This is a genomic window from Bacteroides sp. A1C1, from assembly GCF_004328515.1.
Classification (GTDB): Bacteria; Bacteroidota; Bacteroidia; order Bacteroidales; family Bacteroidaceae; genus Bacteroides; species Bacteroides uniformis.
Map to the genome: position 1 here is coordinate 2,129,767 of NZ_CP036491.1, position 14,051 is coordinate 2,143,817.

Below are 14,051 nucleotides of genomic sequence, written 5' to 3' on the forward strand. Positions count from 1 at the left end.
TTCTATCTATACATCCAGCGCGTTGCATCTATACTTCCAACGCACCTCATCTATACATCCGGCAAGGTGGATGCCCATTTTTTCAAATTCGTAAGTATTTTTGCTAAATTCGGATGCTTCCGGATAAAAGACCAGATGTGTATTTTCCATAAATCCCTCCCTTTTATTTGCATTTATAAAACATGATATGTATTTTTGTCCCAACAAAGATAATACTGTTTTCATTTATAAAACAAACAAATCGGGAATTAAATTCTTAAATAAGACGTAAGACAGTATAAATGAGGAGATAATAGTTTCTGAATAATTTACATGTAAAAACTGAAGAATATGGCGAATGACAAAGACCCGGTATTTTGTGCGGCAGACATCATAAAACGTGCCAAACTGGCGAAAGAATTCAAGACAGACAGCGAACTTGCCGCCTTTCTGGGTATATCACGCTCCACACTGAGCAACTGGAACGCCCGCAACAGCATCGACTTCCCCCTGCTGCTGGGCAGCCTGGACGACGTGGACTACAACTGGCTGCTGACGGGAAAGGGCTCGCCTGCACATCATTCAAAATTCTGTGACAATGACTTGGTACAAGGTGAAGTGGAAATACTTCACACACCGAAAACAACCGACCCTATGGACGACCGTAGCGTGACCCTCTATGACATCTCTGCCGCCGCCAACCTGAAGACACTGCTGGCTGACCGCCCGCAGTACGCCTTGGGGCGGATTGTAATTCCCAATATCCCTGTGTGCGACGGTGCCGTCTACGTCTCGGGCGACTCGATGTATCCCATCCTCAAGTCCGGTGACATCGTAGGCTTTAAGTCCATCCGCGACTTCACCGACGTCATCTACGGTGAAATGTATCTCGTCTCCTTCGAACGGGGCGGCGACGAATACCTGGCAGTGAAATACGTCAACCACTCGGAACGGCCGGACTGCATCCGTCTGGTGAGCTACAACAACCACCACGACCCCATGGACCTGCCGCTGGCGGCAGTCAATGCAATGGCCATCGTGAAGTTCTCGATAAGGAAGAATATGATGATGTAGAGGGCGGCATTATCACCGGAAATTTCGTAAGAAAGCTCCTGGCAAGGATTGTTTAATAAGTAAACAGAGAAATTATACAAAAAAAGCTTGTAATTTATTCTTTTATCTTATTTTTGCGATGCCATAGGCATAATAATAAGTATCCGGAAAAAAACATGCTTATTCCATCCAATAGAACAAAGAGGGAGTGCATTCTTTCAAGGTTATGTTTTCTAGTGCTTTCAGTATGGGTGTCCCTACCTTCCGCAGCACAGAACAATCCCTACAAGATAGACGATGCACTCTACCCCATCTACCAGCGGGCTTCCAAGCAGGCACGCCAGCAGGAGGGGCTGCTGGTGGCCGACACTTTGTATCAACAGGCTCTGAAGCTCGGTGACAAAAAAGCACAATGCCTGGCATACATCATCCCCCTGCAGTTCTATATATCCCAAAAAGATGATAGCAAAATAGAAAAGGCATCCACTGACCTGAAAGAGATTTCACGTGCCAATAACTATCTGCAATATTATTATCACGCTTGGAGCAGCGAAATCATCTACTTCCTGAACCAACAACGCTCATTGCTCGCCTTGCAGAAAGCGGAAAAAATGAAAAAGCAAGCTTTTGCCGACAGATACCCTTACGGTATCTTCAGCTGTATCCGAACCATGGGCCATATCTACAAATCACGCGGAAACTTCGACCTCTCCGCCCAATACTATCAGGAAGCCTTGGACTATATGCTGAAGAATATGCCCGACCAGGATCCCAGCCAACTATACTCAAACCTTGCCGAATATTACCGTAACACCCAAAAAGATTACGCCACCGCACTGGACTATTGCGAAAAAGCCTTGAAGAGCGCTAAAACAGAACGGAACATAGCCCAAGCCATGATAGAGAAATGCTTGATACTGTTCAAGCAGAAACGTATAGATGAATTCAACGACTGTTATAAAGAAGCCGTACAAATGGCAGACCGCTGCAAGCTCTCTGCCAACGTTTCCCTACTGATAGCCCACATCAGCAAGAACATACTGGACAAACAGTATGAGCAGGCCCATGCCCACGCTGACCAATTGTCCGAGAAAGGCTTGCAACAACATGCCTACATTTACGAATGCGCCAAAGACTATCCCAATGCCATCAAATATCTGAAAAAATATTACCAGCAGTTGGATTCGACAAACAATCTGCTGCAACTGTCGGACATCGCCGAACTGAACACCCAGATAGGCGCCGAACGCCTGAAAATAGAAAACATACAGGCCACCTCGCGCTACCGCATCACTCTTTTCAGCATTGTCACCGGCTTTTTACTGTTATCTCTGCTTTTCCTAATGCTCTACCTCCACCGCAAACGTAAAGTCAACCTCGAACTATGCCACAAGAACGAGGAACTTTCCGAAGCGCGCGACCAAGCCGAAGCAGCCAACAAGGCAAAGAGCATCTTCCTGCAGAACATGAGTCACGAAATACGGACACCGCTCAACTCTATCGTGGGCTTCTCACAACTCATCACTTCCCCCGACACGAACCTTTCCCAAGAGGAAAGGCAGGATTTCTGCCATCTCATACAGCACAATTCCGACCTCCTCCTCACACTGGTGGAGGACATCCTCAGCGCAGCCGAGTTGGAAAGCAACAGATACACCATGAAGATAGCGCCGCACAGTTGCAACAAACTCTGCCGGGAAGCCATAACCACCGTTGAACACCGCACGCCCGAAGGCGTGAAGCTCTACTACACCTCCGAAGTGGACGACTGCTACGAACTGAGCACCGACGGGCAACGTGTGTGCCAGATACTCATCAACTTCCTTACCAATGCCGAGAAACACACCACACAAGGCGAAATCCGCCTGCACTGCTCCCTCACAGAGCATCCCGGATACGTCACCTTCTCCGTCACCGATACCGGTACCGGCATTCCCCCGGAATACTCGGAAACCATCTTCGAACGCTTTGAAAAGGCCGACAACTTCGAGCAAGGCACCGGCCTGGGACTCAATATCTGCCGCCTCATCGCCGAACGACTGAAAGGGAAAGTGCTGCTGGACAAGGAGTACAAGGAGGGGGCAAGGTTCGTGTTTGTACTGCCGGTGGAGGAAAAAAATAAGAGTTATCTCAAAACTTGAAAGAATAGGTCAGCGAAGGGACGATGCCATAAAGATACAGTTTATAGATACGCCCGTTTCCTACAGAAAAGTGCCCCTGCCTCCCTGCATAAATAGAGAACACATTTTTCCGGCTATAAGCATTGATGATGGAAAGGCTCAAGCTACGGTCTTGCCTGATACGCCACGTTGCCGAAAAGTCCAACTGGTGGAAAGCCGGGGCACGATAACCATTCCGGTCAGAATAAATATAGACCAGTACATGTTCCGATTCATACTTTCCAACGGGAAGCGTAAGATTCATCCCCGATGCATAGGAGAAAGTGGAAGACAGAGACCAATGTCTGTTCATTTCCCAGTTTACGAACAATTTCAGGTTATGGGGACGGTCGTACACCGGTCGGTACTCCTCTCCTCCTATACGGTTACGCGCACGCGAGAGAGTATAACTAATCCATCCGGTCACGGCTCCTTTATTCTTTGACAAATAGAATTCCAATCCACACCCTCTGGCAGAACCGGTTTCGACTTCATCCTCTATCCGGTCGTTCTGAAAAATATCGGCATTTTTCCTATAATCTACCACATGGTTTGTTCGGCGCATATATGCCTCCAGTGACAATGTATATTCCTTATCAGGGAAATTGTATTCATATCCCAATGCCAGTTGGCGCATGACGGAGGGCTTCAACAGTGCATTGGCAGGCATCCACATGTCCGAGGGGATACCTACTGAAGAGGTGGTAAGCATGTGTATGCTCTGTGCCGCCTGTGTATACGATGCGGAAAACCGGTGCGAGGCATTCGGAATAAAAGAGAGTTCGGCACGGGGTTCGGGCATCACAAATGTCTTGGCTGCATAATAGGTAGAGGCCGGTGCATGCAATACGGACAGCCTAACCCCGGCATTCAGAAGAAAACGGGGCAGGAATTTATAATTTGCCTCGGCATACAATGCCGCATCCCACAAACTCTTGCGCGACATTTCCGAAGGAGTGATGTTAGAATCCTTACCGGACTTGCCCACCTCACCGGGCATCGTAGTGAAATAATGCAGGTTCACCCCTCCCTTCAAGGTCAGCAGATTGTTCTGATACCTCTCCCAATCCGACTTCAACTGATACGACTGCATGTTCGACTTCCACACATATCTCAATCCGTCCGACAACGATTTGTACTTATAATAATAGTTGCTGAAGACAGCGCTTGTATTCACATTTGTCTTATCATTCAGTATATGATTCCAACGTATCGTAGCCGTAGCATTTCCCCAATCCATCCCATAGCCTTTCACCAGCTTGTTGAACACGGTATGGTCGCCTCCGCTATACAAGGAAAAGAACATACGATTTCGAGCATCCAGCGTTCTGTTCACTTTGGCATTGACATCATAAAACCACATCTGCGGTTTCGACGTCAGGTTACTTCCCAACAGTCCGGCTACTACACCCGGATATCCAAACCGGCCGGAAACCAGATAAGACCCCTCTTTCTTCTTCAAAGGTCCCTCCAACAACACTTTCGAGGCTATCAGCCCCAAGCTGGCACTCCGTTCACGTTCCTTGCTGTTACCTTCGCGCATACGCACGTCTATGACGGATGAAGAACGACCGCCATACTTCAGCGGGAAGAACGATTTGTACAAGTTCACCTCACGGATGGCATCGTTGTTGAACACCGAAAAGAAGGACAATACATGACTGGGGTTATAAACTACAGCCTCATCCAGCAAGACCAGATTTCCCCATTGGTTACTACCCCGTACAGAAATATTGTTTGTCCCTTCATTGCCACTCTGCACTCCGGGCAGAAACTGCAATGACTTCATCAAATCCGGTTCCCCTCCCACAGATGGCAATGCTTGTATTTCCTTTGCTTCCAAAGCAAATTGTCCGCTATGCTTGCGGCTTCCCACTATCTCGATACCTTTCAGCCAATAATCATCGGGAGTCAATGCGATATTCACCACCGTATTTCCTGATAAAGTCAAGGTATCTCTCCAAGTAACATACCCCAACATGGAACATTGCAATATACATTCCCTTTTGGGAAGTGATATGGAATAAAGTCCGTAAGCATTGGTTGCCATCCCCGTTCCCGACCTTCGTTCCAGCACATTGGCATCCGAAAGAATCTCACCCGTTTTGGCATCCGTCACACATCCTCGTACAACGGCCTTTTGAGCAACCACTGCCTGACAACTCAAAAACAAAATACAGAAATAAATCAGCAACAGTTTCATTAATTTTATCTTCTTACGATTACAAAAAAGAACGCATCATCTTTCCCCCGTTGCAATACCTTTTTCGGAAACCGCACTCACACGGAAGCAGCCATACGCCCCGCCGCTTATATTGCTGCCCACCGATGACGGTGCAGGTGTATAAGCGCCACCATCCGACCGGAACTGGCGTATCATCTGGTCGAAAACGTCATAACAACTCTTGGATATGGTCTGAGCCCATACATATACAGAATCTCCCATGGGATAATCCCAACCCGGAGGATAACCCAGAGGATTTTCTCCGTCGTCAATCAGAAAATCAACCACATTCTCTTCAAGATACTCATCGCTCAAGATAGAATACTCCCAAAAGGTATTGGAGCCCAACAAAGAGTGAGGGCGCGAAAAAGAAAAATGCTTGTAAGTACGCGAATATAACCGGAACAAATAATAGTTATCTACCTCAGACGGATTAGTGAAACTTATACATGGCGCCCACCTGCCTCCTTTTTCATTAAAGTCGAAATATTTCAGCTTCAAATCAGTAATGACAAGTGCAGGCTCCATCTTCTGGACATCGGACTGATAATGCTTACCATCGTGATAAATATCCAATTGATAAGAATGACCTTCTATGCCATAAATTTTGGTAGTGACATACATACCCCTGCCAGAACCATTATCATACATGAGGTTCACTCTTTCGCGAGTATTCTTCTTTAAATGATAATCATAAAAATCATAAAACACTCCACCGTAATCACCATACGGATAAAGCACCTGCATAGTATCTCTGATACCTTCAGTAAGGTCCGTAACAATCATCACAGCATCTTCTATACCCTCATAGGCATAATCTTCAGCCGACATCAATGCCGGTTCCCTCAAAAGAAAGAAATAAGGGGGATTTTCGTTTGTAATTACTCCATTAAATACAATTCCCTCAAGCATAGAATCGGGGATATTGACATCAAACACTTCCTCACAACTTGCAAGCAGGAGAGAAAGGCCGGCCAGAAATGTAATTATAAGGTATCTTACCATCGGCATCAGAGTTTATCTGTTTTGTAATTCTTGGTCTAAGAGTCTAGTCAGTTCCTCATACGAATTTGTGATGTATACTAGTCTGTCATTAATGATAATGGTAGGAGTGGCAAAAAGCCCCCGTTCCATCAACTTATTGATAGCATGGTTTACCTTATCATAATTTGGAGCAGACAACAACTCTTGTTTATATGCTTCTAAGTCTAAACCCAAATTTGTGGCTATATTAAAAATAAAAGATGAATCTACCAAAGCTTCGTGTTCAAAAATAGCATCGTGGAACTCCCAGAATTTACCATACCTGGAAGCAGCCTCGCACGATAAGGATGCAAGGGTAGGCTCATCAGCAAAATTGATGAATCCAAACTTTACCCGCTCCTTGTATTTATCATAAATCCGCCTCAATGTCTTTTCAAAATCAACACAACGTTTGCAGTCAAAGTCGGAAGCAACAATGAAAGTTGTAGCAGCATTCAGATTGCCCCTATAGCGCACGTTCAAATCACCAACAACACATTTGGGCTGTTTAGGAGGATAAAGGTATCTTTTAACTTGCGCCTTATTATACAATGAATCTGCCAAATGCTGAATGATAGCTGCACGAATATCATTCTTCACAGAAATAGTTCCTTCAATACTTTCTGAAGAAATCTTGTTTAATCTCTCCCTTGAATGGAGAATTCGCTCATTTACAGAACCATACACCGCAAGCAGGCTGTCTTCTTTAATGCTCATCACCTTTTCTATATAGTCATTCAAAAAAGTCTCGAAAGTTTTTCCTGCAACGGTGGCTTCTTGCTCTATCAACTTTTGTTTAATCAAGTCTTCCAAAGCCTTCATCTTTATCTCATAAGCCGTATTAAGCAAATCAAAAGTCTCTTGGGTAGTTAATTGAGACAGCTCGGAAGAATAAACTTTATGTCCATTCACTTCTGCCACAATGCTCTTGTCCCAGTTGGAACAAGAGCATAAAAGAAGTAAACAGCAAAATATTTGATATTTCATATTATTACGGTCTTGGTATAGGGGTTCCAAAATTAGGATGGAATATATTATTCAATGCAAAACCTTTGTTTGTGTTTAATAAAACATAATATCTTGTGTTGTCTGTAGCATTAATTCCATACATGCCTTGGTCACCAGACAATTTATCTTTGTATGTATATCCCTTATAGGATTTAAGCCAGTTTTTATTGCTGGAATCTTCGTCATCAACATAAATCATGCCTAAGTCCTCAATAGTATAGGCATAAGCTAAAACTCCATACTTAATAGAATTTCGAGGACCAACTCCAGGAATATAGCCCCATTGATTGCGAGGATAAGGAGGGTAAGCCCATGCTAATGCTGCATTAGAATTCACGACAGTATACCCTCCAAGCTGATCAATTCTTTGGTATTCAGGATGTGTGCTATCAATTATTTTATTATCAGTATGCTTATCATCACAATCATGATAACGAACAAGTATATCCATTGTACCACCAAACTGACTGTAATTTATATGGTCAACAAGAAAAACTCCTCCAGGATAATATTGAGTTGCTTCCGTCAAGCAGAATTTGAAACGGACATTGCCATTATTATCTACAAACGTATCTCCTACATAACCTTCAATCTTAGAATTCTGTCTTGTATCTTCTGCATCAAGATAAAGTGTCAGTTCTTTATAAGTCCCACATGACTCTACTTTGAACACCCCTACTACATCAGTAGTTCCAGTGTAAGCAGTTCTCATTACTCTTTCTTTAGCAACAGACTGTCTATTCATTAATTCCTGCTCGTACTCATCCATCAAAGCCTAAATAACTTGTTCATCGGCTACAGTCTCAATTTTTGCCGTATCCCCCTCCTCATTAATTGCTCTGGTTGATAGCTCATAATCTTCAGCAGCTTTAGCAAGCTCCGCATCATTTTCCAACAAATCGTAGCTGTTACTGCATGAGTAACAAGCCAGCGCACCTAAAAAGGCGAACAGCAAATGTTTCTTCATTTTTTCTTAAATATAATGTTAGTAAATAAAATCCCCGTATAAAACGGTATCTCCGATAGTAATTTCTAAGCGATACTCTTCTCCTTCATTTAATAAGCCTGCTAAATTTAGTATTATCTCAAAAGTAGAGTATGAATCAGAAAAGATGGTTTCATTAGTAAAAAGGTTGGTAACTGAAACCTTGACATCAGCAAAGCCATTCTGAGAAGTTATCATAATTGATTCTGAATTAGAATCGAATAATGCAGAAGCCTCTAAGATAGCAGAACGTGTTCCTTTACTATTTGTAGTAGAAGAAGCTACAATTTTTTCAAGATCTATCTTTTTCGGTCGTTTCTGAGACATTGCATTTATATTCATACAAGTAAATGCAAATAGACACAATAGTAGTTTTCTTGTTCTCATTATTAATTAAGTTATTAAAAGTTTAATACTGCAAATAACTTAATCTTTTATAAGAAAGCCTACAAAAAAGAGGTAACAGTGGTAACAGAGCAATGTAACAGAAGTAACAAATCCATCATAATACGCTATTTATCAATAGTCAAACATACGATTGAACAGTTCTTCATCAATTTTATTCTTGATACGGCTCTTTCTCGTTTTTATAGCGTCCGAAGAGACATCCAGTATACATAAAACAATAAATTTGGAACAACGGAGCAAAGACAATATACAATAAAGCAAATCATCATTAGTCAAACCGGGATAGTGTTCCTTCAAATCTTTCATGACATCGGCAAAAGTCTTTCTTATATCACTCACCATCACTTGCCTATAAGTATCTGCAATCGAAACCTGCATTTTAGCAGTTGCTTTCTTCAATTCATCAAGTTTTCTACTTCCCTCGGTGGTTCTAAATATAGAAACACAGATACTGAATCGTTCCTCCTCCAATTTGTGTAATTCTGCTACTTTCGTATTAGAAGCTGATTCAGGAATTTCATTCAAAAGCATCACCTCCGCACGGTTTTCCATCAAGCGCTGCTGCAAAGCCATATACTCCTTTTTCCTACGGGCATCACGCCACAGATAAACAATGACCAATACAAACATGAATAACAAAAAAAGAACCGCCAAGCCTGCAACTATCCGTTGATTTCTGACAGACAATTCACGTTTATGAAGTTCTATTAAATGATTATCCATCAGTTCATCAAGTTCTGCACGATAATTCATCATTTGAATGGAGTCATAGAAAAGAATGAAAGAGTCAACATATACAGTAGCATTTTCCCAATCCTTCATTTTTTTATATCCTTCAAACAAATGATTATAAGACGATGTCTTTACATATATATTAGAAGACCTTGCTCCAATTTTCCAATAATAAACAGCAGAATCATTCCGATTTAAGGAATTTAGAATATCCCCCTTTATAGAACAAGCCGATGTATAATCTTCCTCAACGGTCAAATAGGGTAAAGCTTTTGAAAGAGCCGATTCCGCCTCCATATACCGCCCCAACTCATTATAAAGCCCCGCTATGTTTTTATAAATAAGGGATAAACACTCATTGTCTTGCAGCGAGGATGCAATTTTTAAAGCTTGTTGATAGTAACAAAGCGCACTATCCAATTGATATTCCAACAAAAAGGTATTTCCAATATCTCTTAATGCATAAAAAGAACGTGCAGAATCCTTCACTGCACATAAATTATATCCCTTCCGATACATTTCCCTTGCCGTAGAATGTAAATCTTGCTCATTATAACAGTTCCCCAAATGGCTGTACAGCATCGCCACGAATATAGAGTCTTTCTTTGGCATCAGTTCCAGCGACTTCAGATAGAGGCTTATCGCCTTCGGAAACTCTTTATTTTCCATATAGACACATCCCCAATAGAAATATGCTTGCGCCAGCCGTTCCTGCTTTCCGCCTCCTTCGTAATAGTCTACCGCTATCTGTATCAGCGAATCGTTCTCCAGCAGCACACAACTCTTGTATCGGGCTTGCGTCAGCAGCAACGCATACAAGGCGCGTTCTTCTCCCCGCAACTCGCGGGAATCCGGTATCTGTTCCAACACCAGCAAAGCACTGTCGGGATTGCTCCACATCATGGAATCTGCTGCCACGAGCATGGAACGTGCAGAAGTGACTTCCTCCTTGCACGACTGGCACAGCACAGAAGTTACTAAAAAGAAGGAAAAAGCAAGCAAAAGGTATCTCATAGGCAGCCCTATATTCGTTGTTGTTCACAAAGGTACACTATTTAGAGGAGATTACTGTACACATTCCATGCACATTTTGCAGGTAAGCTACGAATGCAATGGCAAAATTGCTTGTAAAATAAGGAAAAGAGAGAAGAAGAATCGCTTGTTGATAAACCACCATGCCCCCGTGACGAGCAAAAACACGAAAGCCACCTCTTCTGCATATACCGATATTCCGGAGATGCAGAAGGGCAGCCTTCTATATAAATAGCCGTAAAGCTATGCTGATTATAAACCGAATGCGGCTTTCACCTTGTCCACATAGTCCAGCTTCTCCCAGGTGAAGAGTTCCACTTCAATGTCCTTGTTGCCTTCGTAGCGGCTCTTGAAGTGCTTGACGATGATCTGCGGCTCGCGGCCCATATGTCCGTAGGCAGCAGTCTCCTGATAGATGGGGTTGCGCAGTTTCAGACGGTCTTCTATCGCCTTGGGGCGGAGGTCGAACAGCTCGTCAATCTTACGGGCAATCTCACCGTCGCTCATATTGACGTGGCTGCGGCCATAAGTATCTACGAAGATATTAATGGGGCGTGCCACACCGATAGCGTAACTTACCTGTACCAGCATTTCGTCGGCAACGCCGGCAGCCACCAGATTCTTGGCAATGTGGCGGGCTGCATAAGCTGCGCTGCGGTCTACCTTAGAGGGGTCCTTTCCGGAGAAAGCGCCGCCGCCGTGGGCACCCTTGCCGCCGTAGGTATCTACGATAATCTTGCGTCCCGTCAGCCCGGTGTCACCGTGAGGACCACCGATTACGAACTTGCCCGTGGGGTTGACGTGGTATGTGATATGGTCGTTGAACAGTGCCAGCACCTTTTCATGATGGATGGAGGCAATGACACGCGGCATCAGAATCTCGATTACATCCCGGCGGATTTGGGCGAGCATTTCCTCGTCGGCCTTCAGCTGGGCGGCATCACTGTCGTCGGCAGGCTGGACGAAGTCGTCGTGCTGGGTGGAGACTACGATGGTGTCGATGCGTACGGGTGTGCCGTTGTCATCATATTCGATGGTCACCTGGCTCTTGGCGTCGGGACGGAGGTAGGTCATCACCTTGCCCTCGCGACGGACATCTGCCAGCACTTGCAGGATGCGGTGTGCAAGGTCCAGTGAAAGCGGCATGTAATTCTCCGTTTCGTTGGTGGCGTAACCGAACATCATTCCCTGGTCTCCGGCACCTTGTTCCATGGGGTCCTGTCGCTCCACGCCGCGGTTGATGTCGGGGCTCTGCTCGTGGATGGCGCTCAGCACGCCGCACGAATTGCTCTCGAACATATACTCGCCTTTGGTATAGCCGATTTTCTTGATTACTTCGCGTGCGATGAGAGGCATGTCAACGTACGCTTTGGTTTTCACTTCTCCAGCCAGCACTACCTGACCGGTAGTAACCAGAGTTTCGCAAGCTACTTTCGAACTGGGGTCGTAGGCCAACAGTTTGTCAAGCACAGCGTCCGATATTTGATCGGCCACTTTGTCGGGGTGTCCTTCAGACACCGATTCGGATGTGAATAAATATCCCATTTCAGTTGAGAATTGATAGTTGATAATTGATAATTCAACGAATGGCGGAAGGAGGTGTGTGGAGTAGATGCATCCGGCACACAAACGTGCCGTCAGAAAAGGATGTGTTTTAGCATTTTTTTCTGTGGTTGCAAGCTACTCAAATCTCTCCACATATCGTTTTTCGGGGGCAAAGATAGTGCAAACCGAACGCAGAACAAAATGAACTTGTTCATTTTTTATGCTGAGGTGCAGCCTATCTTCGCTTTTCGGAGGCAAAGATAAAAAAGAAATCTTGTATCTGCGCTACAGATAGCAGAGATTAACACTGATTTTGCAACAATTCCCCGATTGTCTTTCCCAATACCGGATGCACCACGCCTGAAGCAATCTCCGCCAACGGCTCCATCACGAAACGGCGTTCCTGCATCAACGGATGAGGAAGTTTCAGTTCAGGCGTATCCAGCAAAACGGGAGTACCGTCATCGGCAAAACAGAGCAGCAGGTCGATGTCTATCACACGGTCGCTATACACTGCATTGACAGACTTATGCGTACGCCCCATCTCCCGCTCGATTTCCTGCGTCGTTTGCAACACCTCCAAAGGTGCCAAAGCAGTGTCTACGCAGAGTGCGGCATTCAGAAAAGTATTATCGGAAGAAAAGCCCCACGGGGCAGTAGCATAAAAAGCAGATAGGGAAATCACTTCCCCTATCTGCTTTCTTATCTTTTGGACGGCCATGCGGAGGTTCTGCTCCTTATCGCCGAGATTGGTACCAAGACTGAAATAAACAACCATAATTACCGGTCTATAATCAGCATCGCATCTCCATACGTACCAAAGCGGTACTCTTCCTTCAATGCCACATTGTATGCCTCCATCACCTGCTCGTAACCGCCGAAAGCGGCAACAATCATCAGCAGGGTACTGAGCGGCATGTGGAAGTTGGATATCATGGCATTGGCCACGGTAAAGTCGTACGGCGGGAAGATGAACTTGTTGGTCCAACCCTCGTATTCCTTCAAATGTCCGTCGGTGCTGACGGTGCTCTCGATGGCACGCATCACGGTGGTACCTACGGCACAGACTTGGCGGTTCAGGTCTTTGGCATGGTTCACAATCCGTACGGCTTCCTCGTTCACAATCATCTGCTCGGAGTCTGTCTTGTGCTTGGTGAGGTCTTCCACATCAATGTCGCGGAAGTTACCCAAGCCGGCATGCAGGGTGATGTAGGCAAAGTCAATACCCTTGATTTCCATACGCTTCATCAGCTCGCGGCTGAAGTGCAGGCTGGCGGTAGGCGCCGTAACAGCTCCTTCGTTGCGTGCAAAAATAGACTGGAAACGTTCGGCATCGTCCGGCTCTACGGGACGGTTGATGATGCTGTGGGGCAGCGGCGTTTCGCCCAGCGCATAGAGCGCCTTCTTGAACTCATCGTGCGGACCGTCGTAAAGGAAACGAAGCGTACGCCCACGCGAAGTGGTGTTGTCGATAACCTCAGCCACCATAGAGTCGTCGTCACCGAAGTAGAGCTTATTGCCGATACGTATTTTACGGGCAGGATCCACCAGTACATCCCACAACCGGAGTTCTTCGTTCAACTCACGCAACAAGAACACTTCAATACGCGCACCGGTCTTTTCCTTGTTACCGTACAAGCGGGCAGGGAAAACCTTGGTGTCGTTGAAGATAAACACATCTTTGTCATCAAAATAGTCCAGAACATCCTTGAACATCTTGTGCTCAATCTCACCCGTCTTACGGTGCAACACCAACAGACGTGACTCGTCTCTGTACTTCGTGGGGTGCAAAGCTATCTTCTCTTCGGGAAGCTTGAATTTGAATTGCGACAGTTTCATAATTAGTTATGAGTTATAAGTTATTTATTATTTATATCAGTCTGTTTTAGTCATAAGAGGGTAT

13 protein-coding genes are annotated in these 14,051 nt (G+C 44.9%); 2 read left to right on the plus strand and 11 right to left on the minus strand.

The genetic code is table 11. The features are described from left to right. Positions 1–6: 6 nt before the first annotated feature. Positions 7–150, minus strand: a complete 144-nt coding sequence (locus tag EYA81_RS08730; protein ID WP_022400608.1) for a hypothetical protein — start codon at positions 148–150, stop codon at positions 7–9. A gap of 180 nt (positions 151–330) precedes the next feature. On the opposite strand from EYA81_RS08730, the gene EYA81_RS08735 reads away from it, so the two are divergent. Both EYA81_RS08735 and EYA81_RS08740 read left to right on the plus strand, forming a co-directional pair. Next, the gene (locus tag EYA81_RS08735; protein ID WP_044467328.1) at positions 331–1,053 is read left to right on the plus strand and encodes a helix-turn-helix domain-containing protein; all 723 of its coding nucleotides are present in this window, start codon (positions 331–333) and stop codon (positions 1,051–1,053) included. Between the two features lie 155 nt (positions 1,054–1,208). Then, positions 1,209–3,173, plus strand: coding sequence for an ATP-binding protein (locus tag EYA81_RS08740; RefSeq protein WP_119962195.1), 1,965 nt, complete (start codon positions 1,209–1,211; stop codon positions 3,171–3,173). Here EYA81_RS08740 and EYA81_RS08745 read toward each other — a convergent pair. The 10 genes from EYA81_RS08745 to queA form a co-directional block, all read right to left on the minus strand. After that, positions 3,163–5,394, minus strand: a complete 2,232-nt coding sequence (locus tag EYA81_RS08745; RefSeq protein ID WP_117965036.1) for a TonB-dependent receptor domain-containing protein — start codon at positions 5,392–5,394, stop codon at positions 3,163–3,165. The genes EYA81_RS08740 and EYA81_RS08745 overlap by 11 nt on opposite strands. A gap of 36 nt (positions 5,395–5,430) precedes the next feature. Then, entirely contained in the window at positions 5,431–6,420 is a 990-nt protein-coding gene (locus EYA81_RS08750; RefSeq protein WP_117599956.1) for a DUF4249 family protein, read from the minus strand. A 12-nt stretch (positions 6,421–6,432) separates the two neighbouring features. Beyond that, positions 6,433–7,425 carry a thioredoxin domain-containing protein gene (locus EYA81_RS08755; protein ID WP_117599973.1) on the minus strand — a complete coding sequence of 331 codons (993 nt, stop codon included), beginning with the start codon at positions 7,423–7,425 and terminating at the stop codon, positions 6,433–6,435. A 4-nt stretch (positions 7,426–7,429) separates the two neighbouring features. Continuing rightward, entirely contained in the window at positions 7,430–8,215 is a 786-nt protein-coding gene (locus EYA81_RS08760) for a hypothetical protein (RefSeq protein WP_227187013.1), read from the minus strand. Positions 8,216–8,221: 6 nt separating this feature from the next. Then, positions 8,222–8,413, minus strand: a complete 192-nt coding sequence (locus EYA81_RS19575) for a hypothetical protein (RefSeq protein WP_227187015.1) — start codon at positions 8,411–8,413, stop codon at positions 8,222–8,224. 18 nt (positions 8,414–8,431) lie between these two features. Beyond that, the gene (locus EYA81_RS08765; RefSeq protein WP_117599955.1) at positions 8,432–8,818 is read right to left on the minus strand and encodes a DUF3244 domain-containing protein; all 387 of its coding nucleotides are present in this window, start codon (positions 8,816–8,818) and stop codon (positions 8,432–8,434) included. A 132-nt stretch (positions 8,819–8,950) separates the two neighbouring features. Beyond that, entirely contained in the window at positions 8,951–10,585 is a 1,635-nt protein-coding gene (locus tag EYA81_RS08770) for a tetratricopeptide repeat protein (protein WP_117599954.1), read from the minus strand. A gap of 270 nt (positions 10,586–10,855) precedes the next feature. Beyond that, complete coding sequence (metK, locus tag EYA81_RS08775) at positions 10,856–12,148, minus strand: methionine adenosyltransferase (protein ID WP_131225641.1); 1,293 nt, start codon at positions 12,146–12,148, stop codon at positions 10,856–10,858. Positions 12,149–12,449: 301 nt separating this feature from the next. Next, positions 12,450–12,926 (minus strand): 2-amino-4-hydroxy-6-hydroxymethyldihydropteridine diphosphokinase, encoded by a 477-nt coding sequence (gene folK / locus EYA81_RS08780; protein WP_005825297.1) that lies wholly within the window; start codon positions 12,924–12,926, stop codon positions 12,450–12,452. A 2-nt stretch (positions 12,927–12,928) separates the two neighbouring features. Continuing rightward, on the minus strand, positions 12,929–13,987 hold the full coding sequence (queA, locus tag EYA81_RS08785; RefSeq protein ID WP_131225642.1) for a tRNA preQ1(34) S-adenosylmethionine ribosyltransferase-isomerase QueA: 1,059 nt from the start codon (positions 13,985–13,987) through the stop codon (positions 12,929–12,931). Positions 13,988–14,051 lie beyond the last annotated feature (64 nt).